This is a genomic window from Alkalibacter mobilis (assembly GCF_015594845.1).
Lineage (GTDB): Bacteria > Bacillota > Clostridia > Eubacteriales > Alkalibacteraceae > Alkalibacter > Alkalibacter mobilis.
The window spans coordinates 1-25,271 of record NZ_JADNRK010000011.1 but is presented as its reverse complement, the minus strand read 5'-3'; the positions used below and the strand labels follow the sequence as shown (position 1 = coordinate 25,271).

The 25,271-nt window shown below is 42.2% G+C and carries 24 protein-coding genes and 5 tRNA genes; 28 read left to right on the top strand and 1 reads right to left on the bottom strand.

Translation table 11 applies throughout. The features are described from left to right. The 3 genes from yabN to IWB18_RS07240 all read left to right on the top strand — a co-directional run bounded on the left by yabN (position 1) and on the right by IWB18_RS07240 (position 2,119). Complete coding sequence (gene yabN, locus IWB18_RS07250; RefSeq protein ID WP_195682952.1) at positions 1-1,470, top strand: bifunctional methyltransferase/pyrophosphohydrolase YabN; 1,470 nt, start codon at positions 1-3, stop codon at positions 1,468-1,470. 65 nt (positions 1,471-1,535) lie between these two features. Next, a complete protein-coding gene (locus IWB18_RS07245) occupies positions 1,536-1,811 on the top strand; it encodes an HU family DNA-binding protein (protein WP_195682951.1) in 276 nt (91 codons plus the stop codon). 62 nt (positions 1,812-1,873) lie between these two features. Next, positions 1,874-2,119, top strand: coding sequence for an RNA-binding S4 domain-containing protein (locus tag IWB18_RS07240; RefSeq protein WP_195682950.1), 246 nt, complete (start codon positions 1,874-1,876; stop codon positions 2,117-2,119). A gap of 2 nt (positions 2,120-2,121) precedes the next feature. Here IWB18_RS07240 and IWB18_RS07235 read toward each other — a convergent pair whose 3' ends face one another. After that, positions 2,122-2,802 (bottom strand): MBL fold metallo-hydrolase, encoded by a 681-nt coding sequence (locus IWB18_RS07235; protein ID WP_195682949.1) that lies wholly within the window; start codon positions 2,800-2,802, stop codon positions 2,122-2,124. A gap of 128 nt (positions 2,803-2,930) precedes the next feature. Here IWB18_RS07235 and IWB18_RS07230 point away from each other — a divergent pair, with 128 nt between their 5' ends. From IWB18_RS07230 to IWB18_RS07110, 25 genes are all read left to right on the top strand, one after another. Beyond that, on the top strand, positions 2,931-6,668 hold the full coding sequence (locus IWB18_RS07230) for a phosphoribosylformylglycinamidine synthase (protein WP_195682948.1): 3,738 nt from the start codon (positions 2,931-2,933) through the stop codon (positions 6,666-6,668). 56 nt (positions 6,669-6,724) lie between these two features. Then, the gene (gene purC / locus IWB18_RS07225; protein ID WP_195682947.1) at positions 6,725-7,426 is read left to right on the top strand and encodes a phosphoribosylaminoimidazolesuccinocarboxamide synthase; all 702 of its coding nucleotides are present in this window, start codon (positions 6,725-6,727) and stop codon (positions 7,424-7,426) included. Positions 7,427-7,441: 15 nt separating this feature from the next. Beyond that, positions 7,442-8,836, top strand: coding sequence for an amidophosphoribosyltransferase (gene purF, locus IWB18_RS07220; protein ID WP_195682946.1), 1,395 nt, complete (start codon positions 7,442-7,444; stop codon positions 8,834-8,836). Between the two features lie 14 nt (positions 8,837-8,850). Continuing rightward, entirely contained in the window at positions 8,851-9,879 is a 1,029-nt protein-coding gene (purM, locus tag IWB18_RS07215) for a phosphoribosylformylglycinamidine cyclo-ligase (protein ID WP_195682945.1), read from the top strand. After that, entirely contained in the window at positions 9,870-10,472 is a 603-nt protein-coding gene (purN, locus tag IWB18_RS07210; RefSeq protein ID WP_195682944.1) for a phosphoribosylglycinamide formyltransferase, read from the top strand. Before purM ends, purN begins: the two co-directional genes overlap by 10 nt. A 10-nt stretch (positions 10,473-10,482) precedes the next feature. After that, complete coding sequence (purH, locus tag IWB18_RS07205; protein WP_195682943.1) at positions 10,483-12,015, top strand: bifunctional phosphoribosylaminoimidazolecarboxamide formyltransferase/IMP cyclohydrolase; 1,533 nt, start codon at positions 10,483-10,485, stop codon at positions 12,013-12,015. A gap of 14 nt (positions 12,016-12,029) precedes the next feature. Next, positions 12,030-13,286 (top strand): phosphoribosylamine--glycine ligase, encoded by a 1,257-nt coding sequence (gene purD, locus IWB18_RS07200; protein WP_195682942.1) that lies wholly within the window; start codon positions 12,030-12,032, stop codon positions 13,284-13,286. A 104-nt stretch (positions 13,287-13,390) separates the two neighbouring features. Then, entirely contained in the window at positions 13,391-13,693 is a 303-nt protein-coding gene (locus tag IWB18_RS07195) for an FtsB family cell division protein (protein WP_195682941.1), read from the top strand. A gap of 25 nt (positions 13,694-13,718) precedes the next feature. After that, the gene (locus IWB18_RS07190; RefSeq protein WP_195682940.1) at positions 13,719-14,126 is read left to right on the top strand and encodes a S1 RNA-binding domain-containing protein; all 408 of its coding nucleotides are present in this window, start codon (positions 13,719-13,721) and stop codon (positions 14,124-14,126) included. Between the two features lie 59 nt (positions 14,127-14,185). Next, entirely contained in the window at positions 14,186-15,097 is a 912-nt protein-coding gene (locus IWB18_RS07185) for a Ppx/GppA phosphatase family protein (protein ID WP_195682939.1), read from the top strand. A gap of 69 nt (positions 15,098-15,166) precedes the next feature. Then, positions 15,167-15,255, top strand: a tRNA-Leu gene (locus IWB18_RS07180). Positions 15,256-15,260: 5 nt separating this feature from the next. Then, positions 15,261-15,336, top strand: a tRNA-Met gene (locus IWB18_RS07175). A 10-nt stretch (positions 15,337-15,346) separates the two neighbouring features. After that, positions 15,347-15,423, top strand: a tRNA-Met gene (locus tag IWB18_RS07170). 12 nt (positions 15,424-15,435) lie between these two features. Further along, positions 15,436-15,510: transfer RNA gene (locus IWB18_RS07165), tRNA-Glu, on the top strand. Positions 15,511-15,595: 85 nt separating this feature from the next. Next, a tRNA-Val gene (locus IWB18_RS07160) sits at positions 15,596-15,671 on the top strand. A gap of 118 nt (positions 15,672-15,789) precedes the next feature. Then, entirely contained in the window at positions 15,790-17,190 is a 1,401-nt protein-coding gene (gene tilS, locus IWB18_RS07155; protein ID WP_195682938.1) for a tRNA lysidine(34) synthetase TilS, read from the top strand. Further along, the gene (gene hpt / locus IWB18_RS07150; RefSeq protein ID WP_195682937.1) at positions 17,183-17,725 is read left to right on the top strand and encodes a hypoxanthine phosphoribosyltransferase; all 543 of its coding nucleotides are present in this window, start codon (positions 17,183-17,185) and stop codon (positions 17,723-17,725) included. The genes tilS and hpt overlap by 8 nt, the downstream gene beginning before the upstream one ends. A gap of 85 nt (positions 17,726-17,810) precedes the next feature. Further along, positions 17,811-19,595, top strand: a complete 1,785-nt coding sequence (ftsH, locus tag IWB18_RS07145) for an ATP-dependent zinc metalloprotease FtsH (RefSeq protein ID WP_195682999.1) — start codon at positions 17,811-17,813, stop codon at positions 19,593-19,595. 73 nt (positions 19,596-19,668) lie between these two features. Further along, entirely contained in the window at positions 19,669-20,070 is a 402-nt protein-coding gene (locus IWB18_RS07140; protein WP_195682936.1) for a thioesterase family protein, read from the top strand. An 80-nt stretch (positions 20,071-20,150) separates the two neighbouring features. After that, the gene (locus tag IWB18_RS07135; RefSeq protein WP_195682935.1) at positions 20,151-20,726 is read left to right on the top strand and encodes an ECF transporter S component; all 576 of its coding nucleotides are present in this window, start codon (positions 20,151-20,153) and stop codon (positions 20,724-20,726) included. 24 nt (positions 20,727-20,750) lie between these two features. Then, positions 20,751-21,530 carry a type III pantothenate kinase gene (locus IWB18_RS07130; RefSeq protein WP_195682934.1) on the top strand — a complete coding sequence of 260 codons (780 nt, stop codon included), beginning with the start codon at positions 20,751-20,753 and terminating at the stop codon, positions 21,528-21,530. Further along, positions 21,527-22,483 carry a tRNA dihydrouridine synthase DusB gene (gene dusB, locus IWB18_RS07125; RefSeq protein WP_195682933.1) on the top strand — a complete coding sequence of 319 codons (957 nt, stop codon included), beginning with the start codon at positions 21,527-21,529 and terminating at the stop codon, positions 22,481-22,483. The genes IWB18_RS07130 and dusB overlap by 4 nt, the downstream gene beginning before the upstream one ends. 108 nt (positions 22,484-22,591) lie before the next feature. Then, positions 22,592-23,068, top strand: coding sequence for a transcription elongation factor GreA (gene greA, locus IWB18_RS07120; protein ID WP_195682932.1), 477 nt, complete (start codon positions 22,592-22,594; stop codon positions 23,066-23,068). Between the two features lie 19 nt (positions 23,069-23,087). Then, positions 23,088-24,599, top strand: a complete 1,512-nt coding sequence (gene lysS, locus IWB18_RS07115; protein WP_207740771.1) for a lysine--tRNA ligase — start codon at positions 23,088-23,090, stop codon at positions 24,597-24,599. A 387-nt stretch (positions 24,600-24,986) separates the two neighbouring features. Beyond that, positions 24,987-25,214 carry a hypothetical protein gene (locus tag IWB18_RS07110; RefSeq protein ID WP_195682931.1) on the top strand — a complete coding sequence of 76 codons (228 nt, stop codon included), beginning with the start codon at positions 24,987-24,989 and terminating at the stop codon, positions 25,212-25,214. Positions 25,215-25,271: the final 57 nt, after the last annotated feature.

The following is a 25,271-nucleotide window of genomic DNA, read 5'->3' as shown; positions in this document are numbered from 1 at the left end:
ATGGATAAAACGATTTATATAGTTGGCTTGGGTGCCGGTGGTCTGGGTCAGATGACGATTGAGACCTACAACGTAATAAAAAACAGTTCAAAAGTATATTTCAGAACAGGAAAACATCCGGCTGTGGAGGAGCTGAAGTCCGAGGGGATCGAATTTGAGACATTTGACGAACTTTACCAAGAAAGCGAGAGTTTTGACCAGGTTTATCAAGGCATAGCCGAGATTTTGGTCAATGAAGCCGAAAAATACCATGAGTTGGTATACGGAGTGCCCGGACATCCTCTTTTTGCTGAAAAAAGTGTTGAAATACTCTTGGAAATATTAGATAATAAACATTGCGAAGTCAAGGTCCGCTTGATGTCTGCGGTTAGTTTTGTAGACAATATGGCGGCGGCACTTCGGATCGATCCGGTCAAGGGACTCGCCATCGTTGACGCTTTGTCTGCCAACAGGAAAAACATCAACACCCATATGGGGATTTTGGTAACGCAGGTCTACGACAAGTTTGTGGCCTCGGAATTGAAATTGATGCTGACTGATGGGATATACGACGGAGAAAAAGAAGTGTATCTTGTTCACGGAGCCGGTACCAATTGCGAACGGATCGAACGGATCAATCTTTACGAGCTCGACAGGTCCGAGCATATTAGTTATTTGACTACTCTTTACATTCCACCGGAAAAGTTGGAAGATCCAAAAAAACTGGATGTTTTAATGAACACCATGAAAACTCTCAGAAGTGAAGACGGGTGTCCGTGGGATGCCAGGCAGACCTACGAATCTTTGCGAAAATACGTTATCGAGGAAGCCTACGAAGTAGTTGATGCCATAGAGAGGCAGGACTGGGAGGGTTTGTCCGAGGAATTGGGAGATTTGCTCTTGCAGATAGTTTTCTTAAGCACCCTGGCAGAAGAAGATTATTATTTTGATATTGGAGATGTCATCGAAGGTATCAACAACAAATTGGTGCATCGTCATCCTCATGTTTTTGGGGACGAAGACAAGGAAAATTTTAACGCTCACCTGTGGGAAAAACTTAAAAGACAGGAAAAAGGACACATCAGGATCTCTGATCAAATGGATGTCATTCCCAAGAATTTCCCTGCGTACATGAGAGCCGAGAAAGTTCAAAAGAAAGCGGCTTTGGCAGGTTTTGACTGGAAGGATCCATTGGGTGCGATGGAAAAGGTGAAGGAAGAAATTGTCGAGATACACGAGGCAATGAAGACGGGCGACAAGACTCAGATAATCAGCGAGTCAGGAGATTTGGTTTTTGCGGTTGTAAATGTCCTGAGACTGCTCAAAGTAGACTTTAGAGAAGCCTTGGACCTTTCCACTGAAAAATTTATAAAAAGATTCAAAGATATGGAGATCCAAGCCGAGAAAAACAAGGTGAAGATCGAAGAACTTTCGTTGGAGGAATTGGAATCCCTTTGGAAAATCGCCAAGCAAAGAGAATCGGATAAGTAACAAGTATTTTCTTTATAAAGAAAATATATTACTATAAATTTATTAAGAAATTAGGAGGGAACAAAATGAACAAAGCTGAATTGGTGGCTGCAATGGCCGAAAAGACCGATATTGCGAAAAAAGACTGCGAGAAAGCCCTTAACGCATTTGTTGAGGTAGTAACAGAAGAACTTCAAAAGGGAGATAAAATTTCCTTGGTTGGATTTGGAACTTTCGATGTAAGAGAAAGAGCAGAAAGAAAAGGAAGAAATCCAAAAACAATGGAAGAACTTATAATTCCTGCATCAAAAGCTCCGGGATTCAAAGCGGGCAAAGCTTTAAAGGATGCTATAAACAAGTAATTTACCGGGGACTGAAAAGTCCCTTTTTTCATATGTGATATAGAGAAAGTTCGAGGTGCGTTATGAGACTGGACAAGTTTTTAAAGGTCAGCAGACTGATCAAGAGAAGGACCTTGGCCAAAGAAGCCTGCGATAAAGGAAAAATACAAGTCAACGGAAACGTTGCAAAAGCGGGGACAGAGCTAAAGGTTGGCGATGAAATAGCCATAACTCTGGGACAAAAAACCGTCAAGGTCCAGGTGATGAATCTGACGGAACACGTAAAAAAAGAAGAAGCACAGGATATGTACATATACAAGGAACAGTAAGCTTACTGTTCCTTGTATATTTTTTGATTTTTGTGTGAACAGTTCAACAAAATTGTTTTGTCCGTTTGAAGCTTTTTATCGAGATCATTGTAATAGGCGTAGTCGCCAAAGGAATGCATGGGGATAAGATACTTGGGCTTTACTGTATCAAGAAAATACTGTGCCGCTAAAAGTCCAAACTCCTCCAGTCTTGGATCCACCGGCACAAAAGCGAAGTCTATAGACTTGTCTTTGATCTCGTCGATGACTCTCTTAAAGTCCGACTCCTCCAAAAGCAGTTGCTCCGGAGTCATTTTTTTCCAATGCCACCAGTTCAAATCCCCGCAATGGAAGTAAGTATAGTCGTTCAGTTTGACAAGATAAGAGACACCTCTGTCGGTACTGTCATAAGTTTCCACATGCAAAGGACCCAGGGTGACTTTTTCCTTGGGCTTCATTATACAGGTAAGATCCTTTGAGGGGCGTTCTTTAATATCGTAACTCAATATATAAGTGGTATGCAGCTCTGACAAAGCTTCGGCTATCGTTGGATCGAAATGGTCTTTGTGAGAATGACTTGCAAAAAATATGATTTCCTTTTCTTTGATCTTTTTGGTATCGAGTTGATCGATACAGTCGAACAAAATTACAAATCTGCCGTCTTCGATCAGAAAACCGCTGTGGTTTAAATGGGTTATATTCAAGTTATCACATCCTTCAAATCAATTATATCATCGGCGGTCACAAATAAAAATACGTATATTTATAAAAAACTTGAAAAAAATGTTCGTTTAATTTAATATTAAGGTAGAAAATTAAAAGGTGGTTGAAGATGAATAATAACATTCGCAGAGTTTTCGTAGAAAAGAGGAAGGGCTTCGATCAGGAGGCCATTCATTTGTTCAAGGAACTTAAGGAAACCTTGGAGATTGATTCATTGATCGATGTAAGGGTCATAAACAGATATGATGTTCGCCTTGAAGGATTTGAAGAGTTTGAATTTATCAAGAAAACAGTACTTTCAGAACCCAATGCAGATAACGTATGGGAATCTGACGTTGAACTGAGGGATGAAGAAACACCTATAGCAATAGAATATCTGCCGGGACAATACGATCAAAGGGCTGATTGGGCTTCCCAAGGCATACGGATAATTACCCACGGAAAAGATGTAAAAGTAAAATCAGCCAGAATAGTGGTGCTTGAGGGAAAGTTGACTGCAGAAGAATTGGATATGGTGAAGGATTATCTGATCAACCCTGTGGATTCCAGGGAAGCATCCATGGAGATGCCACGCGACATAGACGACGAAACAGTTTTAGCTGAAGACGTTCAAGAGGTGGAAGGCTTCGTTGATTTTTCCTCTGATGAGTTGGAGGGCTTCAGGAAATCGGCGGGATTTGCAATGAGTGCGGACGATGTGGTGTTTGTTCAAAAATATTTCAAGGAAACCGAGAAAAGAAATCCCACTGAGACGGAATTGCGGGTCATCGACACATACTGGTCCGACCACTGCAGACACACGACATTTTTAACTGAGATCACCGATGTGAAGATCAATGAAGGAAAATTCAGTGACAGCATAAAAAGAGCTTACATGGATTACCAAAATATTCGGGAAGAACTTTATCCTGCTGGAAACAGACCCTTGACATTGATGGATCTGGCCACTGTTAACATGAAGTTTGAACGAAAACGTGGAAATCTTCAAGATTTGGATCAGTCTGAAGAGATAAACGCATGCAGTATCGATATAGATGTGGATGTGGACGGTAAAGACCAAAAGTGGCTGTTGATGTTCAAAAACGAAACTCACAATCACCCCACTGAAATAGAGCCTTTCGGAGGCGCAGCCACTTGTCTTGGCGGAGCCATAAGAGATCCGCTGTCAGGCAGAAGTTATGTTTATCAGGCCATGCGGGTGACGGGTGCGGCAGACCCGAGAAAGCCCGTTAAAGATACTTTAAAAGGGAAGTTGCCGCAAAGAAAGATTTGCAGGGAAGCGGCAAAGGGATTCAGTTCATACGGCAATCAGATCGGTCTTGCCACAGGGCAGGTGACCGAGATATATGATGAAGGATATGTAGCCAAAAGAATGGAGATCGGAGCGGTCATGGGCGCTGCGCCTAAAGACAACGTGGTAAGAGAGAGGCCACAACCTGGGGACATAGTCCTCCTTATCGGCGGAAGAACGGGAAGAGACGGATGTGGTGGTGCCACTGGATCTTCAAAGAGTCATACGGAAGAGTCCATAAATGAATCAGGTGCTGAAGTTCAAAAGGGAAATCCACCTGAGGAGAGAAAGATCCAGAGATTGTTCAGAAATCCTGAAGTTTCAAGAATGATAAAAAGATGCAACGATTTTGGAGCTGGAGGGGTTTCAGTTGCCATAGGAGAACTTGCAGACAGTCTCGAAATCGATTTGGACCTGGTGCCTAAAAAATACAACGGTCTGGATGGTACGGAACTTGCCATATCTGAGTCACAGGAGCGGATGGCTGTTGTTGTTTCCGCAAAAGACGTTGAAAGATTTCTCGGGCATGCATCTTTGGAAAATATCGAAGGTACGGCAGTTGCGAAGGTGACGGATACAGGGCGTCTGGTAATGAAGTGGAGAGGCAATCCAATTTTGGATCTAAGCAGGGAGTTTTTAGACACCAACGGTGCAAAGCAATATTCCAAGGTGGAACTTGAGATGCCTGACGAACAGGGAGTTCCTGTGGGATTTGCGGCAGGAGAAAAGGAATTTGCAGATAGATTTGAAGAAATGTTGTCTGATCTTAACGTATGCTCCCAACAGGGTTTGTCTGAAATGTTTGATTCAACAATTGGTGCGGGAACCGTGCTGATGCCCTTCGGTGGTAAAAATATGGTAACGCCTCCTGACGGAATGGCGGCAAAGATCCCGTTGACAAAGGGAGAAACCCACACGTGCAGCCTTATGGCTTTCGGATACCAGCCGGAATTGTCCAAATGGAGTCCCTTTCATGGTGGGGTCTATTCCATCGTTGAAGCAGCATGTAAAATCGCGGCCATAGGCGGAGATGTATCAAAAATCAGGTTCAGCCTTCAAGAGTACTTTGAAAAGCTGGGCAGCGATCCGAAAAAATGGGGGAAACCATTCTCAGCGCTTTTGGGTGCATTCCATGCCCAAAAAGAATTGGGGCTGGCGGCCATAGGCGGTAAAGACAGTATGTCCGGCAGCTTCGGAGATATCAACGTGCCGCCTACATTGGTAAGTTTTGCGGTAACTGTCGATAAGACACAAAATATCGTCACGCCGGAATTCAAAGGGCACGATTCAATTATTTATTCCTTGTCCCCATTTAAAAACCAGGATCAGATTCCTGATTTTATAAAATTAAAAGAAGGATTTTCTGTTTTGAAAAACCTTATGGATCAAAAAACAGTCATATCGGCAAAGGCTGTAGGAAAGGGCGGAATGGCTGAAGCATTGGCAAAAATGTCATTTGGAAACTCCATCGGCGTAGTAATTAATGAAGATATCTGTATGGAAGACTTGTTTTCCATGGATATAGGTGGTTTGGCAGTCGAAGTGACGAAAGACAACAAGGAAAATTTCCTGGCCCGAATGTCAGGATTTAAAATGCAGGAAATAGGTGTGACCACCGAGCGAAATATACTAAAATATCAAAAAACGGAAATTGATTTGAGCAGATCACTGCAAATATGGAAAGAGCCTTTATCAAAAATTTATCCCGAAATGGAAAACGAAGGAATGAACTATAAAAACTTCTTCTGGAACAAGGGTCCTTTGGTGAAATCGGGAAATTTGTCGGCCAGACCAAAAGTCTTTGTTCCCGTATTTCCTGGTACAAATTGCGAGTACGATTCCATAAGAGCTTTTGAAAAAGCGGGCGCATCAGTCGAAAGCTTTGTCTTTAGAAATCTTTCTGCATCAGATATAGAGGATTCTTTAAGTCAGATGGCTGAAAAAATCTTAAAGTCCCAAATAATCATGTTCCCTGGAGGATTCAGCGCAGGTGATGAACCTGAAGGATCGGCAAAATTTATCGCCGCCATCTTCAGAAACTCCAAAATCAGAGACAGTGTCATGGAAATGTTGTCTAAAAACGACGGATTGATACTTGGGATCTGCAACGGCTTTCAGGCCCTTGTAAAACTTGGGCTATTGCCATACGGCGACATAAGGGAAATTGGCGAAAACGATCCGACCTTGACTTTCAATACCATTGGACGGCATATTTCTCAGGTGAGCGAAACGGAAATCATATCAAACCTTTCTCCCTGGTTGAGCAATGTCAGGGTTGGCGACAGACATATGGTGGCGTTGTCCCACGGGGAGGGAAGATTTGTGGCCGATGATGAAACTTTGAACAGCTTGGCTGAAAATGGTCAGTTGGCCACCAGATATGCAGAAGAGAACCCCAATGGATCAGTGTGGGCCATCGAGGGAATAACCAGTCCGGATGGACGGATTTTCGGAAAGATGGGTCACTCGGAGCGTATAGGAAAAGGGCTTTACAAAAACATTTATGGAGAAATGGATCAAAAGATATTCGAGGCGGGAGTGTCGTATTTCAAGTAAATCGAAGACGACAAGATCCAGCTGAAGCGATATTCTCAAACCTAGGAGGTTAATTGATGAAAAAATTGGAAATGCTTTACGAAGGAAAAGCAAAAAGAGTGTACAAGACCGAAAAAGAAGATCTGTATGTAGTTGAATATAAAGATGACGCTACGGCCTTTGACGGTACAAAAAAGGGCACCATTTCAGGCAAAGGAGTCGTCAACAATAAAATAAGCAGTGTAATATTCAAGTTGCTGGAAGAAAAAGGGATACCTACACATTTTGAAAAATATATCTCGGAAACAGAACAGCTCGTCAAGGCGGTGGAAATAATACCTTTGGAGGTAATAATAAGAAATGTGGCCGCAGGATCCATGTCTAAAAGATTGGGCATCCCTGAAGGCAGTTCACTACCGGTAACTGTTTTGGAATTCTGTTACAAAAATGATGAGTTTCACGATCCGTTGATAAATGATTACCACGTATTGGCCATGGAACTTGCTACAAAAGAAGAAATAGACAAGATCAAGGAACTGACCTTTAAGATCAATGAAATAATGATAGATTTCTTTAAGGAAAAGGAACTTAAGCTAATAGACTTTAAAATCGAATTCGGAAGGTACAAGGGCGATGTGATTTTGGCTGACGAGATTTCTCCTGATACCTGCAGACTTTGGGATATGAAAACCAATGAAAAAATGGACAAGGACAGATTCAGACGGGATCTGGGAAATGTTGAAGAAACTTACCGGGAAGTTCTCGGAAGGTTGGAATAAAACCAGGAGGATAAGATGATAGATATATTTGACAAGGACAAGATGGAGGAAGAATGCGGAGTTTTTGGGGTTTACAAACATGACACTGAAAAAGCCGTATCGCAACTTCTATATTATGGACTTTATGCGCTGCAACACAGAGGACAGGAAAGTGCCGGAATTGCCACAAACAAAAATGGGAAGATATTTCAACACAAGGGCATGGGACTGGTTTCCGAAGTTTTTAGAAACGGAACTGTAAAAGAACTTGAGGGAAACATTGGGATAGGACACGTAAGGTATTCTACTGCTGGTGAAAGCAAGATCGAAAATGCACAACCCCTTGTCGTAAGCTACAAAAACAGTCATATAGCACTTGCCCACAATGGAAATCTTGTCAACGCAAGAGCTTTGAGGGAAATGCTCGAAGACGGTGGCGTAGTCTTTCAAACTACCATAGACACGGAAGTCATAGTAAACCTTATCGCCAGGGGACTAAGAAACGGAATCGTAGAATCCATAAAAAGAATGGTGGAGATCATCAAAGGGGCATATGCTCTTGTAATAACTACAGAAGACAAATTGATAGGCATCAGAGATCCCCATGGCCTAAGACCATTGTGTATGGGAAAGACGAAAAACGGATATGTATTCTCTTCTGAAAGTTGCGGTCTGGATGCAGTTGGCGCGGAATACGTAAGAGATCTGGAGCCTGGAGAAATAGTGATCGTAGATGGAGAAGGGGTCAACAGCTACTCGCAAAACAATTGGGTAAAGAAAAAGCTTTGCATATTTGAGCTTATTTATTTTGCAAGACCAGACTCTGTTATCGACGGAATAAGCGTTTATCTCTCAAGGCACAATGCGGGCAAGATACTAAGCCAGGAAAGCGGAGTGGAGGCTGATGTGGTTATAGGTGTGCCCGATTCGGGAATACCTGCGGCCATAGGTTATTCGGAAGCATCGGGAATACCGTACGGCATGGGTCTGATCAAAAATAAATATACCGGTAGGACCTTTATCCAACCAAATCAGGAACTCAGAGTTGAAGGGGTAAAGATAAAACTGAACGTTCTCAAGGAAAACGTCAGGGGTAAAAGAGTAGTCATAGTTGATGATTCCATAGTAAGGGGAACAACCTCCAAGAGACTTGTGGAAATGCTAAGGGAAGCAGGAGCCACAGAAGTCCATTTCAGGGTCAGCAGTCCGCCGGTTACCCACACATGTCATTTCGGCATCGACACGCCCTACAGAAAGCACCTTGTAGGCGCTATGAAAACAGTGGATGAAATTCGAGATATGATAGGGGCCGATACACTGGCATTTATTTCAATCGATGGTTTGGTCAAGTCCGTTGGTGGTGGAACCACTTTCTGTAAAGCGTGTTTTGACGGAGATTATCCAATGGAAGTGCCTGTCGTAGAGGATTGAGGAGGAGAAGGATAATGAAGGAATTTACGTATAAAGATTCAGGGGTCGATATTGAAGCGGGATATGAATCGGTGGAAAGAATCAAAAAGCACGTGGCAAGAACGGCAACCAAGGGAGTTATTTCAGGCCTGGGAGGATTTGGAGGAATGTTCGAACTGCCTGAAGGCTATGAACATCCGGTTTTGATCTCCGGCACAGACGGGGTGGGAACAAAACTTTTGATTGCCCAAATGATGGATAAGCACGACACCATAGGTGTGGATTGCGTGGCGATGTGTGTCAACGACATAGCATGTCAGGGAGCTTCCCCCATGTTTTTTCTTGATTATATAGCGTGTGGAAAGAATGATCCTGCGGTAATAGAGAACATAGTCAAAGGCATATGCGATGGCTGCATTGAAGGAGAAATGGCTCTGGTAGGCGGTGAAACTGCAGAAATGCCGGACATGTACAAACCTGAAGAATACGATTTGGCCGGGTTTGCCGTGGGAGTGGCGGAAAAGAGCGAAATAATCGACGGGAGCAGCATTGGTGAAGGAGACATCCTTGTTGGGATCCCATCAAGCGGAGTTCATTCGAACGGGTTCTCGTTGGTAAGAAAAATTCTTTTCGACCATAGGGGATATTCTGTGACAGATTATATAGATGACCTCCAGGATAAACTGGGGAATGTGCTTCTTACACCCACCAGGATCTATGTGAAAGCTGTGAAAGCTGCATTGGCTGCGGGAAAAGTCAAAGGAATAGCCCATATAACGGGCGGAGGATTTTATGAAAACATACCCAGGGCGTTGCCTGTAGGATGCAAGGCGGTAATAGATCTTGGTTCTTTTGAAAGACCGAAAATATTCGAATTTATTCAAAAGGAAGGTTCTGTGGCGCAAAAGGAGATGTATTCTACATTCAATATGGGTATAGGGTTGATGCTTGTGGTATCGCCGGAAGAAAAGGATGCGGTGTTGAACGGTCTTAAAGCTGCCGGGGAAGATCCCAGGGTCATTGGCAAAGTGGAAAAAGGTGAAGGTGTGGAGCTATGGGGCTAGTTCGCATAGCCGTTCTCGTATCGGGGGGCGGAAGCAACCTGCAAAGTCTTATAGATAAAATCCACGGAACATATGGCGAGATAGTTCTTGTGGCATCCAACAGAAAAAATGCCTACGGCCTGGAAAGGGCGAAAAAAGCCGGAATAGCAGCGCAAGTGGTGTCCGGTGAGGATTACGATGAGAAGTTGGAGGCGTTACTGAGAGAAAAAGAAGTAGATTTGGTAGTTCTTGCCGGATATCTTAAAAAAATATCTCCTGAATTGGTGGGAAGATACAAAAACAAGATAATCAACATACATCCGTCACTGATACCTTCCTTCTCGGGGGAAGGCTGCTACGGATTAAAAGTCCATGAGATGGCTGTTGAGTACGGGGTCAAGATATCCGGTGCAACTGTACACTTTGTGGATGAAAACATGGATACGGGAGCCATAATAGCGCAGCGGGCGGTGGAAGTGGACTGGAACGACACGCCAGAATCCTTGCAGGCGAAAGTGCTCAAAATAGAGCATGAAATACTTGCCGAGGCGGTAAAAAACTATTGTTTGGAGAAGATAACCGTAAACGGCAGAATAGTTGCAGTAAAAGAATGAGGAGGGAAAAATGAGAGCGTTATTGAGTGTTTCTGATAAAAGCGGAATTTTAGAATTTGCAAAATCTCTGGACAAACTTGGGGTGGAAATAATTTCTACCGGTGGAACGGCGAAACTGTTAAAGGACAACGGAATAAAGGTTATGGGAGTAAGCGACGTTACGGGATTTCCCGAATGTCTGGACGGCAGGGTAAAGACGCTGCATCCAAAAATTCACGGTGGGATCCTTGCGGTTAGGGACAACCCGGAGCATATGGCTCGGCTGGATGAACTGGATATAAAAACCATCGATCTGGTTGTGGTAAATCTGTATCCTTTCAAGGAAACGATCTCCAAAGATGACGTGACGCTTGCGGATGCAATTGAAAATATTGATATTGGCGGGCCCACGATGATCAGGGCTGCTGCAAAAAATCATGGAGATGTAGCCGTTATAACCGATCCGAAGGATTATCCGGAAATCATACGACAGCTTGAAGAAAACAAAAGCATAAGCAAGGACACCAAATACGCTTTGGCGCTAAAAGTGTTTGAGCACACCGCCTCATACGATGCAATGATAGCCGATTATCTGAAAAAGCAAATTGAAACGGAACCGTTTGGAAAAACCATGACTCTGACTTTTGAAAAGGTCCAGGATATGAGGTATGGCGAAAATCCTCACCAGAAGGCCGCATTTTACAAGGAAATCGGTTCTGAAAAAGGAACTTTAGTCGAAGCTCAGCAACTGCATGGAAAGGAACTTTCCTACAACAATATCAACGATACTGACAGCGCAATACAAATTTTAAAGGAATTCCACAACGAACCCACAGTTGTTGCAGTAAAACACGCCAATCCCTGCGGGGTGGGAAGTGGAACCCACATTTATGAAGCTTTCAAAAAAGCCTACGAAGGTGATCCTGTTTCCATTTTTGGTGGTATCATCGCTGCGAACAAGGAAATAGACGAACAAACGGCTTCCAAAATCAGTGAATTGTTCATAGAGGTTTTGGTGGCCCCGGGGTATTCTCAAGAAGCGCTGGCAATACTAAAGGCTAAAAAGAACATAAGGATTCTGAAACTGGAGAATATTGCTCATAAGTACCATGGATACGAACTAAAAAAAGTCATGGGCGGGGTACTGATCCAAGATGTCAACCATGTGCTGCTGGGCGACGATCTGAAAGTTGTAACCAAAAGACAGCCTACTGCCAAGGAGATGGAAGACCTAATGTTTGCCTGGAAAATAGTGAAGCACACAAAATCCAATGCAATAACTTTTGCTAAAGATAAAATGCTTGTGGCAAATGGACCTGGGCAGGTAAGCAGGATAGCAGCTTTGAACAATGCAGCCAGACAGGGTGGAGAGGCCCTGATCGGTTCCGTTTTGGCTTCAGATGCCTTTTTTCCTTTCCCCGATTCAGTAATGGCCGCTTATGAGGCTGGTATCACTGCCATTATACAGCCGGGTGGAGCCATGAAAGACGAAGAGTCCATAGAGTTGTGCAATAGATACAACATTGCAATGGTGTTTACGGGCATCAGACATTTCAAACATTGACCGGAGGTGTGAAAATGAAGATTTTAGTTGTAGGTTCAGGTGGCAGGGAACATGCCCTGGTTTGGAAAATAAGACAAAGTCAAAAGGTGGATGAAATATACTGTGCGCCCGGCAATGCAGGCACTGCTGAAATTGCAAAAAATATCGACATAAAAGTAGATGAAATAGACAAGCTTGCAAATTTTGCAGAAGAAAATGGCATTGACTTGACTGTGGTAGGCCCGGAGTTGCCTTTGGTAATGGGGATAACCGATATCTTCAAGCGCAGGGGGCTGAGAGTTTTCGGACCTGACAAGAACTGCTCGCAATTTGAAGGGAGCAAGGCATTCACTAAAAAATTTCTGCAAAAATACGGGATACCTACGGCTGCGTACGGAGAATATACGGATATGGAAAAGGCTATGGCAGACTTGGATTCTTTTGGATATCCGGTCGTGATTAAGGCAGATGGTCTTGCAGCCGGGAAAGGCGTTGTAATCGCTACGGACAGAAGCACTGCAGAAAAAACACTCAGAGACATGATGGAAAACAAGGTGTTTGGTGATTCGGGCAATAAAGTAGTTCTCGAAGAGTTTTTGGAAGGTACCGAGGCATCAGTTCTATGCTTTGTGGACGGTGAGAGTATAATTCCTATGGAAAGCGCCAGAGACTACAAAAGAATATTTGACGGCGACGAAGGGCCCAATACGGGCGGAATGGGTACTTATTCCCCCAACGAGCTATTTGACGACGGTCTTAAATCGATAATGGATGAAACGGTTTTGAAGCCGATAATCAAAGGATTTTTGGAAGAAAATATGGATTATAGAGGTGTGTTGTTTATCGGGCTAATGATAAAGGACAACGTGACCAAGGTTTTGGAATTCAATGTGAGGTTCGGAGATCCTGAAACAGAATCGGTCCTGATGAGAATGGAAAACGATTTGGTTGATGTTTTTGAAAAGGTGATCGATGGAAATCTTAAAAGTGAAGATCTAAAGTGGAGGAGAGAAAAAGCTCTCTGTGTAGTCGTCGCTTCCGGTGGATATCCTGAACAATATCAAAAGGGTCTGGAAATTTCCGGGTTGGACGAGTTGGAAGATGTAGTGGTGTTTCACTGCGGAACGAAAAGATCCAAAGACAAAATCCTGACTGACGGAGGAAGAGTGTTGGCGGTGACTGGTTTGGGCAAGGATTTTGGGGAAGCTCGAGAAAAAGTTTACGGTCAACTAAAGAAGGTAAAGTTCCAGGGAATGCAGTACAGAAAAGATATTAGCGGAAGTAACAAGTAACCATGTATAAAAATGGCGATAATATAGAATTATCGCCTGATATCCTTGTATTTGGGATAATTTTGTGGAATAATATAGTTAGTATTCTTTGAGGGAGCAAACCGGTGAAAAAGAAGAGAAGAAAAAGAACTAACAGGTCCACGTTGCTGATAATTTTGTTGGTGTGCGGTTATTTTGTCTACAGTTTTGTTTCGACTGAAATTCAGCTGATTCAATTGAACGATCAAAAAAATTCACTTCAAGGGCAACTTGCTGCGGAACAGGATAAATCCGAACAACTTGACCAGGAATTGGATCTGCTTCACTCTGACGATTATATCGAGACACTTGCCAGAAAGTACTTCGGACTTGTATATCCCCAGGAAAAGGTAATTATTGAAGTCGAGCCTAATAGTAAGAATAACTAACAAATAAACAAGGAGGAAATTTTTGATGCCATTTGAGGTTAATCAAATTGTTGAAGGCGTAGTAAAGAGCATTACCAAGTTTGGAGCATTTATTGATTTAGGGGGTAAAGTCGGGTTAGTACATATTTCTGAAGTAGCCGATGGTTATGTAAAAGAGATCTCCGATTATCTTAAGGTGAATGATACTGTCAAAGTCAAGGTCATTTCTGTGGCTGAAGGTAAAATCGGATTGTCAATTAGACAGGCACAGCCAAAAAAAGAAGAGGCGCCTCGTCCGCCGAGACAAAGCAATTATAAGAAAAGCGCTCCAGTCAGCGCAGCACCTGTTACCATAGACGATAAAATAAGCCAGTTTTTGAAGGACAGCGACGAGAGACAGCAAGCGCTCAAGAAAAGTGCAAAGAAAGGCAAAAACAGGTGTTTCAACCGTTAGCAATCATATCCGCATCCCAAAAGGGGTGCTTTTTTGTATCTTGATTCAATGAGGGGAGTATGATCATGATTTGTGCATCTATAGATATAGGAACCAATTCTACGAGGCTGATGGTGGCAAAAGTGGAAAATGGGAAAATTTCCAACAAGAAAAAATGGGTGTTCTATACCCGTATGGGCGAAGGGCTGGGAAAGGATTCCGTGATAACTGAAAAAGCCATGAAAAGAAATCTCGACGCATTGTACAAAGCGAAGGCAATCTGCGATGGATCGGGTGTGGAGGTCATCTGGGCCTTTGGGACCAGTGCTCTCAGAGATGCAAAAAATTCACAAGATTTTATAAGAGAGGCTTTGATGCGAACGGGCATCGAAGTTGAGATATTGACAGGAGAAAGAGAAAGCGAGTACGGATTTTTAGGGGTCAGTCAGTCTTTTGAAGAAAAAAATATACTGATCGTGGATCTCGGCGGAGGAAGTTGTGAATTTATCGCAGTCAGGAATGGTGAAAAAGTGTTTGCCCAAAGCATAGACGTCGGGGCGGTAAGGCTTAAGGAAATGTTTATAGGGACATATCCTGCCGATCATAGTGCTCTGGCGGCGCTGAAAGGACATGTTGTTAAAAATCTGGAAAAGACTTTTAAAAAGAATGACATGGTGGATCTGACGCTGGTAGGCATTGGAGGCACGATCACAAGTATAAGCTCCATGAATCAAGGACTGGAGTGTTACGATTCGGAAAAAATCGACAAGAGCGTGGTAAAGTTGAGTGAAATAGATGATATTTATAACGGCTTAGTTGGATTGGAAATCGATGAAATCAAGAAAATAAAGGGGCTTGAGGAAAAAAGGGCGGATATAATACTGCCTGGGATACTCATCATTAAAACCCTCATGGAGTACGGAGATTTTCAGTCGATCACCGTAAGCGACAGCGACAATTTAGAGGGTGCCATAGCCTACAAAATAAAATAAAACAATGTTTGGAAAAAGTATTGACTTAAGATTTTTTTTATACTATAATGATGCTTGTCTCTTACGAGAGCCGGAGTGGCGGAACTGGCAGACGCACAGGACTTAAAATCCTGCGATCCTAAAAGATCGTATCGGTTCGATTCCGATCTCCGGCACCAAGTATCGCGGGGTGGAGCAGCTGGAAGCTCGTCGGGCTCATAACCCGGAGGTCGCAGGTTCGAATCCTGTCCCCGCAACCAATTACAATATGGCGGCGTAGCTCAGTTGGCTAGAGCATACGGTTCATACCCGTAGTGTCAGCGGTTCAAATCCGTTCGCCGCTACCATCTATTTAACCAGGCCCCTTGGTCAAGCGGTTAAGACACCGCCCTTTCACGGCGGTAACAGGGGTTCGAGTCCCCTAGGGGTCACCATTCAATTTAATAGTAAGTTATTTGCGCAGACTAGGTCGCTCATTTAACTTAAGTAGTCGAAGGCAAGTCTTTCGGCTAACAACTTGGTCGCATAGCTCAGCTGGGAGAGCACCTGCCTTACAAGCAGGGGGTCATAGGTTCGAGCCCTATTGCGACCACCATTTTTTAAGTTCATTTATTTGGGCTTTTTTTTATTTGTGTTTGATAAGCTTTTTACTTGTTGAATACCTGGTTTAAAAAATGTAAAATACTTCTATAGATGAGCAAAGCGGTGATCCCATGGAAAAAGAAGTTGAAAAATTTATAAAAAGCCATAATATGATTTCCGATGGGGACACGGTGGTGATCGGAGTTTCCGGAGGCGCCGATTCCATGGCGCTTTTACATGTTCTATTAAATTTAAAAGACAAAATAAACTTCAGTATGATTGTGGCGCATGTGAACCACAATCTAAGGAAGCCTGAATCAGATGAAGATGAGAGATTCGTCGAAGACCATTGCAAAAAACTGGGTGTTGAATTTAAAAAGTTAAACGCCAACGTATCCGGTTACAGCAAATTCAAGAATATTTCCGAAGAAGAAGCAGGCCGAAAAATCAGGTATAATTTTTTTGGCTTAATAAGAAAAAACAGCGGCAGATCAAAATTGGCTACAGGACATCACAAAGATGATCAAACCGAGACAGTTTTGATGAGAATCATCAGGGGGACAGGAATAAAGGGACTTAAAGGAATAGAAGCAAAAAGGGAAGACGGAGTGATAAGGCCGCTTCTGTGTGTGTCAAAGGAAGACATATTGGAATATTGCAGGTTGAACAATATTCCGTTCAGGAGTGATCAAACCAACTTCATGAACGTTTATCACAGAAATAAGATCAGATTGGATTTGATTCCTGTTTTGAAGGAATACAATCCTTCTTTTGAGGATGCTATCGTGAAATTGGCTGAAATTTCATCTGAATATGACGATTATGTAGAAACGATCGCGAAACAAACTCTGGACAAATGTCGAAAAGAGAATGGCATCGATTATAATAAGTTCTCCATGGAAGACCGATTGATACAAAAGAGAGTATTGTTGCAGGCGTTAAATGAAAAATTTAAAACTGCGGACATTGGAAGCATACATCTTAATGATCTGATCGATAAGATAATGGACGAAGGCCACACCGTATGGACGATGGATCTTCCGGGGAAAATCACTGTGCAAAGATCATATGACATGATTTTGTTTGACAAGGAAAATCCAGCTAACAGTGAAGGATATTTCGAATATCGAATTTTGCCTGGAAAAACCTATGTTTTTTCCAGATTGGGTACGATTTTGGAAACAGAAATCCAAAAAAGCTTTGAAAAAGGCGAAAATAATCAAAAATATGATGAAATATTTCTTGACTATGATAGAATTAATAAAATCCGGTCAAGTTTGATCTTTAGACAAAGAAAATCCGGTGATAAAATCCGGCTAAAAGGTCACACAGGCAAAAAGAAGGTAAAAAAAATATTGATAGACAAAAAAATTCCACGGCAGCTAAGGGCAAAAATACCAATGCTTATAATCGACCAGGATATCATCTGGATTCCGGGAATAGGCAAAAGCGATGAATTTGAACCTTCGAGTGAAACAAAAAAAATCTTGCGTTTGACGCTTTACAAAAATCAGGAGGAAGTAAATGATTGATGATATTAAAGATGTTTTGATCGACGAAAAAACACTGGCTGACAGAGTGGCGGAAATAGGCAGCCAATTAGCGGAAGAGTACAAGGACAAAAATCCTTTGGTGATATGCGTTCTGAAAGGTGCCGTGCTTTTCATGTCAGACTTGGTGAAAAGCATGGATATACCCTTGGAAATCGATTTTATGGCAGTCAGCAGTTATGGGAATGAGACCCGAAGCAGCGGAGAGGTTCGTATCATAAAGGATTTGGATAAAAGCGTGGAGGGAAGGCACCTGATAATCGTTGAAGACATAGTCGACAGCGGATTGACATTGTCATATCTGATAAAGATGTTCCAGGACAGAAACACGAAGAGTGTCAAAGTTTGCAGTTTGTTGGACAAGCCCGAAAGAAGAACAACAGGTGTAAAGATAGACTATGTAGGATTTGTCGTTCCGGATGAGTTTGTAGTAGGGTATGGACTGGATTTTGCGGAGCACTACAGAAACCTTCCTTTTATAGGAGTATTAAAAGAAGAGGTATATCAAGAAGCTTAATTGTATTTAAGGAAAATATATGTTAGAATTATTTATCATTATATGATAGACGAAGGAGCGTGAGAGATTGAACAAGTATTTGAAGATGATCAGCTTTTATTTGATAGTTCTTCTGATAATCATTCTGGCGGTAACGACCATAAATCCAAGCCAGACAGATATAAAGATTATTTCCTATGACGAACTTATTGCAAGTATGGCAGATGACAAAATAGAAGAAATGAATGTGAACATAGATCAGTACAAAGCTACAGGTACTCTTACAGACGGAACGGAATTTACCAGCGTCATAATACCCGGAACATTTTCCGAGTATATAAACGACTATATACAATCGGGCGGAGAAATAAACGTTTCTTATGTCGAACCCCAACAGACGCCTTGGTGGGTTACATTGCTGCCCACGTTGTTCATTGTAGTTCTGATGGTTGTTTTCTTTATGATGTTTACCCAGCAATCAGGCGGCGGAGGCGGGAAAGTCATGTCCTTCGGAAAAAGCAAAGCCAGATTGCATACACCGTCAAAAAAAGGTGTTACATTTAAAAACGTTGCGGGTGCAGATGAAGAAAAGGAAGAGCTTGAAGAAATCGTCGACTTTTTAAAGTCGCCGGTCAGATATCTGGAGTTAGGCGCGAGAATACCAAAAGGGGTGCTTTTGGTGGGACCTCCCGGGACTGGAAAAACACTTCTTGCAAGAGCGGTTGCAGGAGAGGCGGGAGTGCCGTTTTTCAGCATTAGCGGTTCCGACTTTGTAGAAATGTTTGTTGGTGTAGGTGCATCAAGGGTAAGGGACCTTTTTGAAACGGCCAAGAAAAATTCGCCATGCATCATATTTATAGATGAAATAGATGCAGTGGGAAGACAAAGGGGCGCCGGTTTGGGCGGAGGCCACGACGAGAGAGAACAAACTTTAAATCAGCTCCTTGTGGAAATGGACGGCTTTGGTGAAAATGAAGGCATCATAATGATTGCCGCAACCAACAGACCTGACATCCTTGACCCCGCGCTTTTGAGACCAGGCAGATTCGACAGACAGATACTTGTTGGAATACCTGATGTCAAAGGACGTGAAGAAATATTAAAAGTCCATATAAAGGACAAGCCATTGGATGAGGAAATCGACCTTAAGACCATAGCCAAGAGCACTCCGGGATTTACTGGAGCCGACCTTGAGAATATTATGAATGAATCTGCTTTGTTGGCTGCAAGAAAACGCAAGAAAACCATCGGAATGAAAGAGATGGAAGAAGCCATAAAAAGAGTAATTGCCGGTCCCGAGAAAAAAAGCAGGATAATCACAGAGCACGACAAAAAAATCACTGCCGTTCATGAGGCGGGACACGCAATTGTGATGAAAGTATTGCCAAATTGCGACGAGGTCCATGAGATATCAATAATTCCAAGAGGAATGGCTGCAGGATACACCATAGCTTTGCCGGACAATGACAACAGCCACATTTCAAAATCCAAGATAATCGACGAAATATCCGGTCTGCTTGGCGGAAGAGCGGCAGAAAAGATCATGCTTGACGAAATCTGTACCGGAGCGACCAATGATATAGAAAGAGCAACGGAAATGGCCAGAAAAATGGTTACTGAATTCGGCATGAGCGATTACCTGGGCCCCATGACTTTCGGAAGCAAGCACAATGAAGTGTTCATAGGCAAAGACCTTTCAAGAAGCAGAAACTACAGTGAAGAAGTCGCTGCTGCTATAGACAAGGAAATAAGGACAATAATAGATACTGCTTATAAACGCTCTCTTAAGATTCTGGAAGAGCACAAAGACAAGCTTCAAAAAGTAAGCGATGTTCTGCTCGAAGTAGAGACGATCAACAGTCAGGAATTCAACGAGCTTTTCAATGAATAAAGCCAACCATCCCGAAAGGGATGGTTTATCTTGTATCTAAGCGAACTAAAATTATTTGGCGGGAGTTGTGCAAATGGACATGGAACAGTTGATTGGCAAGGAAACTATTGCCAATATCGAAGTAGGCTTTAATGACACTGCGAAGGCGATGAAAAGCGGCGGACTAGATGTATTGGCGACCCCTAAGATGGTGGCGCTCATGGAAAATGCGGCATATGATTTGGTGCAAAGTCACTTGGATCAAGGCAAAACTACAGTTGGAACTGGATTGACGATCAAGCATCTGTCTCCTACCCCTATGAGAATGACCGTTAAGGCCACGGCAAAACTTGTCGAGGCTCAAGGTAAAAAACTTGTTTTCAAGGTTGAAGCCTGGGACGAAATCGAAAAAATCGGGGAAGGTACACACGAAAGATATATTGTCGATATGGAAAGATTCATCGATAAGTGCAATTCAAAAATAAAAGGGATATAAAATGTGGGCGATGAGCTCATACTTTATATAAATAAAAAAAGTCTTGTATCCCAAAGGGAACGAGAACAGGAGGAGAAAAAATGAGTAAAAATGATTTCAACAAGACCGGCAGATTGACCTTTATGGCAGTCATGTTGGCAATGACCATCGTGTTTGTTATGGTCACAGCGATCCCCAACTTTTCGATAAGTATGGCAGTGGCGATGTTTCTGCCTACATTGCTTACGGCAATGGTTTTAGGGGTCAAGGATGGTATGATAATGGGTGCACTGGCGGGTATTGTTACAATGGCCAGAGCTTATTTTATGCCTTTGTCACCTTTCGATTATTTCTTTATGAATCCGTTGGTGTCTGTTTTGCCAAGGATGTTTATAGGAATGAGCGCAGGGTTGGTTTTTGTATTGTTTAAGGAAAAAATCAAGTTAGGTGCAACAGTTTCGGCTGCCGTTGCAGGGGCTGCAGGCATGTTGACAAATACGGTTCTGGTCATTGGAATGTTGTTTCTGGTCAATGGACAGAAGATGGTAGATGCCATGGGAGCCGGATTCTTTACTGTTTTAGGAACGTTGTTTCTTTCAAATGGATTGATCGAAATGATCACGGCGGCGATCCTTATGCCTATCATTTACAACGTATACGTTAAATACAAAAAATAAATTGACTGATGGATGTGATTTTTGATGCTTATGACAATTGATGTGGGCAATACGAATATTGAAATAGGTATTTTCAAAGGAGACGAGTTTGTCGGTACCTGGAGAATGATTACCAGCACAAGAAAAACCTCCGATGAGTATGGCGTTTTCATAATAACCCTGCTTCAGGCAAAGGGGATAAATCCAAAAGACGTTAAAGATGCCATAATATCTTCGGTAGTGCCCAATATTATGTATTCTCTTGTAAACGGAATAAAAAAATATTTGTATATAAATCCGATGCTCATAGAACCTGGGATAAAAACAGGCATAAGCATCCACACAGAAAATCCTAAAGAAGTTGGCGCCGACAGGATTTGCGACATCGTTGCAGGGTATTTCATTTATGGAGGGCCTGCCATAGTGATCGATTTCGGCACAGCCACTACGTATGACTACGTGGATGAAAAGGGAGTCTTCAGTGCAGCGGTAACATCACCAGGCATACAAATTTCTGCAGATGCCTTGTGGAGCAGAGCGGCACAATTACCAAATATAGAAATAGAAAAACCTGACAGCATTTTGGCGAGAAACACCGTTACCAGCATGCAGGCCGGATTGGTGTACGGCTACATTGGTCAGGTAGAATACATAGTGAAAAAAATCAAGGAAGAAACGGGAAAGCATGATGCAAAAGTTATTGCCACCGGAGGGTATGCAAAGATAATATTTCCGGAGACAGATGTGATAGACATCGTTGACTCGGCTCTTTCCTTAAAAGGAATAAAAATCATTTACGATAAGAACAAGCGGGTGAAGAATTGATTATTGGCAACACAAGAATTGAAAATGGCTTATTTTTGGCTCCAATGGCGGGTATAACTAACTTGCCATTTAGAGAGCTTTGTTTGGAATTTGGATGTGGCATGGCGTTTACCGAAATGGTAAGCGCCAAAGCCCTGTATTTCAAAGACAGAAAGACAAAAGAACTTATGGAAACTTCCCACAGGGACAGGCCTGCAGGCATACAGCTGTTTGGTTCTGAACCGGATTTGATAGCGGAGGTCATAAAAGAGCACATAAATGAAACGCCTTATGAGGTCATTGATATAAATGCAGGTTGTCCTGCGCCCAAAATAGTGAAAAATCAAGAAGGATCCGCCCTGATGAAAAACCCGAGACTGATCGGCGAAATTTTAGAAAAAGCTGTCAAGGCTTCAACTAAACCGGTAACCATCAAAATAAGGGCGGGCTGGGACTTTGATAACATAAATGCTGTGGAAGTGGCCAAAATATCCGAATCAGCCGGCGCAGCAGCGATTACCGTTCATGGAAGGACTAGAACTCAGTTTTACTCCGGCAATGCAGATTGGGACACAATCAAAAAAGTGAAAGAATCTGTCAAGATCCCTGTGATTGGAAATGGAGACGTAGACAGTTTGGAAAGAGCAGAATCGATGAGAAACTTCACAGGTTGCGATGGAGTTATGATCGGGCGGGCTGCAATGGGAAATCCGTGGATATTCAACAGTGATCATTACGGGGATATCGATCCTATTATAAAGATAGATACCTGTTTGCGGTATTTTTCTGAATTGTTGGAGACAAAACCCGAAAATGTGGCTGTGAGCGAAATAAGAAAACATGCATCCTGGTTCACCAAGGGGATACGTGGATCTGGTGAATTTCGAAACAAGATCAACAAAACCACAAGTAAAAACGAGGTTTATGACCTGTTCGAAGGCTACAAAAATCAGATTCGGACACAGAATTTGTAAAAAGGATTTGTGTTTTTTATAAAATTAACTATAATAGTAATTATATATTTTTAAGTATATAAAATAAATCAAAATAAATAACTAGAAGTATGAAAAGGGGTATTATACATGGCACAGAAAGAATTGATCTTAACCTATGAAGGTCTGAAAAAGCTTGAAGAAGAATTGGATAAATTAAAAACCGTAAGAAGACGAGAAGTTGCTGAAAGAATCAAAACAGCTAGAGAATTTGGGGATTTAAGCGAAAATGCCGAATATGATGAGGCAAAAAACGAACAAGCATTTATTGAAGGCAGAATTGCAGAACTCGAACATAAACTCAAGAATGCGAAAGTTATCGATGAAGACGAATTGGGCACGGATGTTGTCAGCATAGGTTCAATCGTTAAAGTTAAAGATGATGATATGGACGAAATTTTTCAATATCATATTGTCGGTTCGGCCGAGGCGGATCCGCTTGAGGACAAAATTTCTAATGAATCGCCGGTTGGAGCAGCATTGTTGAGCAAAAAAGTCGGTGATGTGGTGACGATAGAGGTTCCGGACGGCAGCATTGTAATGGAAGTAATTGAAATAAGCAAGTAGTAATAGAGGAGGAAAATCATTGGCATTGGATAGCAGTGAAAGTTTAAATGAATTATTACAAATAAGGAGGGACAAGCTTTCAAAATTAATGGAAGAAGGCAAGGATCCTTTTAAAAATACAAAGTTCAACGTAACGGATCATGCTTTAAAGGTTGAAGAAAACTTTGAAGCCATGGAAGGCAAGCAGGTTTCTTTAGCTGGCAGGATCATGTCTAAAAGAGGCCAGGGAAAAGTTTCTTTTTACGATTTGCAGGACTCAACGGGAAGAATACAACTTTTTATCAAAAAGGATATTATGGGAGATGAGCTCTACGAGGAGATCAAAACTTATGATATAGGCGACATAGTCGGTATCCAGGGAGAAGTGTTCAAGACTAAGATGGGACAGGTGTCCGTCAGAGTTGAAAAAATCGTAATATTGTCCAAATCATTGCAGATATTACCCGAAAAATTCCACGGTTTGAAGGATCCGGATCTTAGGTACAGACAAAGGTATGTGGATCTCATTATGAATCCGGCGGTCAAGGAAGTTTTTGTCACTAGATCAAAAATCATGAACGCTGTTAGAGATTATTTAAACAATAGAGGGTTTTTGGAAGTTGAAACTCCAGTCCTTTCGAATCTCGCGGGAGGAGCTAACGCCAGACCTTTTGCGACACATCATAATGCATTGGATATTCCCATGTTTTTGAGGATAGCTTTGGAACTCCCTTTAAAGAGATTGATCGTGGGAGGATTCGACAAGGTTTATGAGCTCAGCAGAGTTTTTAGAAATGAAGGAATGGATCCGACGCACAATCCTGAGTTCACCATGCTTGAAACCTACGAAGCGTATGCGGACTATGAAGATGTAATGAACATGGTGGAAGAACTATTATACGATGTCGCTTTGAAAATCAAAGGCCAGGACTCTGTAATTTATCAAGGGGATGAAATCAGTTTTAAACCTCCTTTTAAAAGAGCGCGAATGGTGGATTTGGTAAAAGAGCATACCGGAGTGGATTTTGACGTTATCGATGACCAAAAAGTTGCTTATGCCGAGGGTATAAAACTTGGCCTGGAAATTGAACCGCACACTTCCATAGGCAAGATAATAGAAGAAGCCTTTGACACATTTGTCGAAGACAAGTTGATACAGCCAACTTTTGTGACACATCATCCGGTAGAGATATCTCCCCTGGCAAAAAAAGATTACACCAATCCAAAATATACTGAAAGATTTGAACTTTTCATCAGAGGTAGTGAATACGCAAATGCTTTCTCCGAGTTGAATGACCCTATCGATCAAAAGGAAAGATTCATGAGCCAGGTAGAAAACAAAAATACCGGAGATGAGGAAGCGCATCCCTTTGATCATGATTTTATCAACGCTTTGGAAGTAGGTTTGCCGCCAACAGGTGGTTTGGGTATTGGAATAGATAGATTGGTAATGTTGATGACCGATCAAAGGAGTATTAGAGACGTTATTCTTTTTCCGACCATGAAACCGGAAAAAACGGGTACAGAAGAAGAGCAGGCTGAAGAGAAGTAAAAGTCTTTATGCTGAACAAAGCAAAGAGACCATATAAAGTTTGTCATCTTGAGCTTGTCGAAGGATCTGTTCACATAGTATGAAATGTCATCTTGATTTTGTCGAAGGATCTACATAGTTTACGTCATACTGAACGAATGTGAAGGATCTCCATAACCAATGACACATGAGTAGAATCTTCTCTTCGTTACACTTCGGTCAGAATGACGATTTTTAATATAGTCTACGTCATCCGAGCTTGTCGAAGGATCTGTTCACATAGTATGAAACGTCATCCTGAGCCTGTCGAAGGATCTAATTAATAATAGAACAAAAATGTATTTTTATGTTTAAATACTCGCAAACCCGGGTACTTATAAAGTTACACGGCACACCAAACAAAACAGATTGCTCATTGAAACCTTTGCCAGTCAAGGGTTTCAAACTTTCTTAAAGAAAAGATTAAAAAAGTTGATAAAACCTGTTGACAGGGTGGGTGGTGATGCGTATAATAGTAAGAGTCGCCAAGAGAGACAGCGAGAAACACTCGGCAGCGACAGAGCAAGAAAAGAGATCTTTGAAAATATAATAGCACACGAAAACCAAGCTAAAAGAAAGAACCAAAAACAACGTTGATACCAAGAGTATCAAAAGCCAAAGAGAGTTCTAGCGGACTCAAACACTTATAATAGA

Bases quoted from the DNA above. Each gene is read 5' to 3' on its own strand.
- yabN (WP_195682952.1), top strand. From the start codon at position 1: ATGGATAAAACGATTTATATAGTTGGCTTGGGTGCCGGTGGTCTGGGT.
- IWB18_RS07245 (WP_195682951.1), top strand. From the start codon at position 1,536: ATGAACAAAGCTGAATTGGTGGCTGCAATGGCCGAAAAGACCGATATT.
- IWB18_RS07240 (WP_195682950.1), top strand. From the start codon at position 1,874: ATGAGACTGGACAAGTTTTTAAAGGTCAGCAGACTGATCAAGAGAAGG.
- IWB18_RS07230 (WP_195682948.1), top strand. From the start codon at position 2,931: ATGAATAATAACATTCGCAGAGTTTTCGTAGAAAAGAGGAAGGGCTTC.
- purC (WP_195682947.1), top strand. From the start codon at position 6,725: ATGAAAAAATTGGAAATGCTTTACGAAGGAAAAGCAAAAAGAGTGTAC.
- purF (WP_195682946.1), top strand. From the start codon at position 7,442: ATGATAGATATATTTGACAAGGACAAGATGGAGGAAGAATGCGGAGTT.
- purM (WP_195682945.1), top strand. From the start codon at position 8,851: ATGAAGGAATTTACGTATAAAGATTCAGGGGTCGATATTGAAGCGGGA.
- purN (WP_195682944.1), top strand. From the start codon at position 9,870: ATGGGGCTAGTTCGCATAGCCGTTCTCGTATCGGGGGGCGGAAGCAAC.
- purH (WP_195682943.1), top strand. From the start codon at position 10,483: ATGAGAGCGTTATTGAGTGTTTCTGATAAAAGCGGAATTTTAGAATTT.
- purD (WP_195682942.1), top strand. From the start codon at position 12,030: ATGAAGATTTTAGTTGTAGGTTCAGGTGGCAGGGAACATGCCCTGGTT.
- IWB18_RS07190 (WP_195682940.1), top strand. From the start codon at position 13,719: ATGCCATTTGAGGTTAATCAAATTGTTGAAGGCGTAGTAAAGAGCATT.
- IWB18_RS07185 (WP_195682939.1), top strand. From the start codon at position 14,186: ATGATCATGATTTGTGCATCTATAGATATAGGAACCAATTCTACGAGG.
- tilS (WP_195682938.1), top strand. From the start codon at position 15,790: ATGGAAAAAGAAGTTGAAAAATTTATAAAAAGCCATAATATGATTTCC.
- hpt (WP_195682937.1), top strand. From the start codon at position 17,183: ATGATTGATGATATTAAAGATGTTTTGATCGACGAAAAAACACTGGCT.
- ftsH (WP_195682999.1), top strand. From the start codon at position 17,811: ATGATCAGCTTTTATTTGATAGTTCTTCTGATAATCATTCTGGCGGTA.
- IWB18_RS07140 (WP_195682936.1), top strand. From the start codon at position 19,669: ATGGACATGGAACAGTTGATTGGCAAGGAAACTATTGCCAATATCGAA.
- IWB18_RS07135 (WP_195682935.1), top strand. From the start codon at position 20,151: ATGAGTAAAAATGATTTCAACAAGACCGGCAGATTGACCTTTATGGCA.
- IWB18_RS07130 (WP_195682934.1), top strand. From the start codon at position 20,751: ATGCTTATGACAATTGATGTGGGCAATACGAATATTGAAATAGGTATT.
- greA (WP_195682932.1), top strand. From the start codon at position 22,592: ATGGCACAGAAAGAATTGATCTTAACCTATGAAGGTCTGAAAAAGCTT.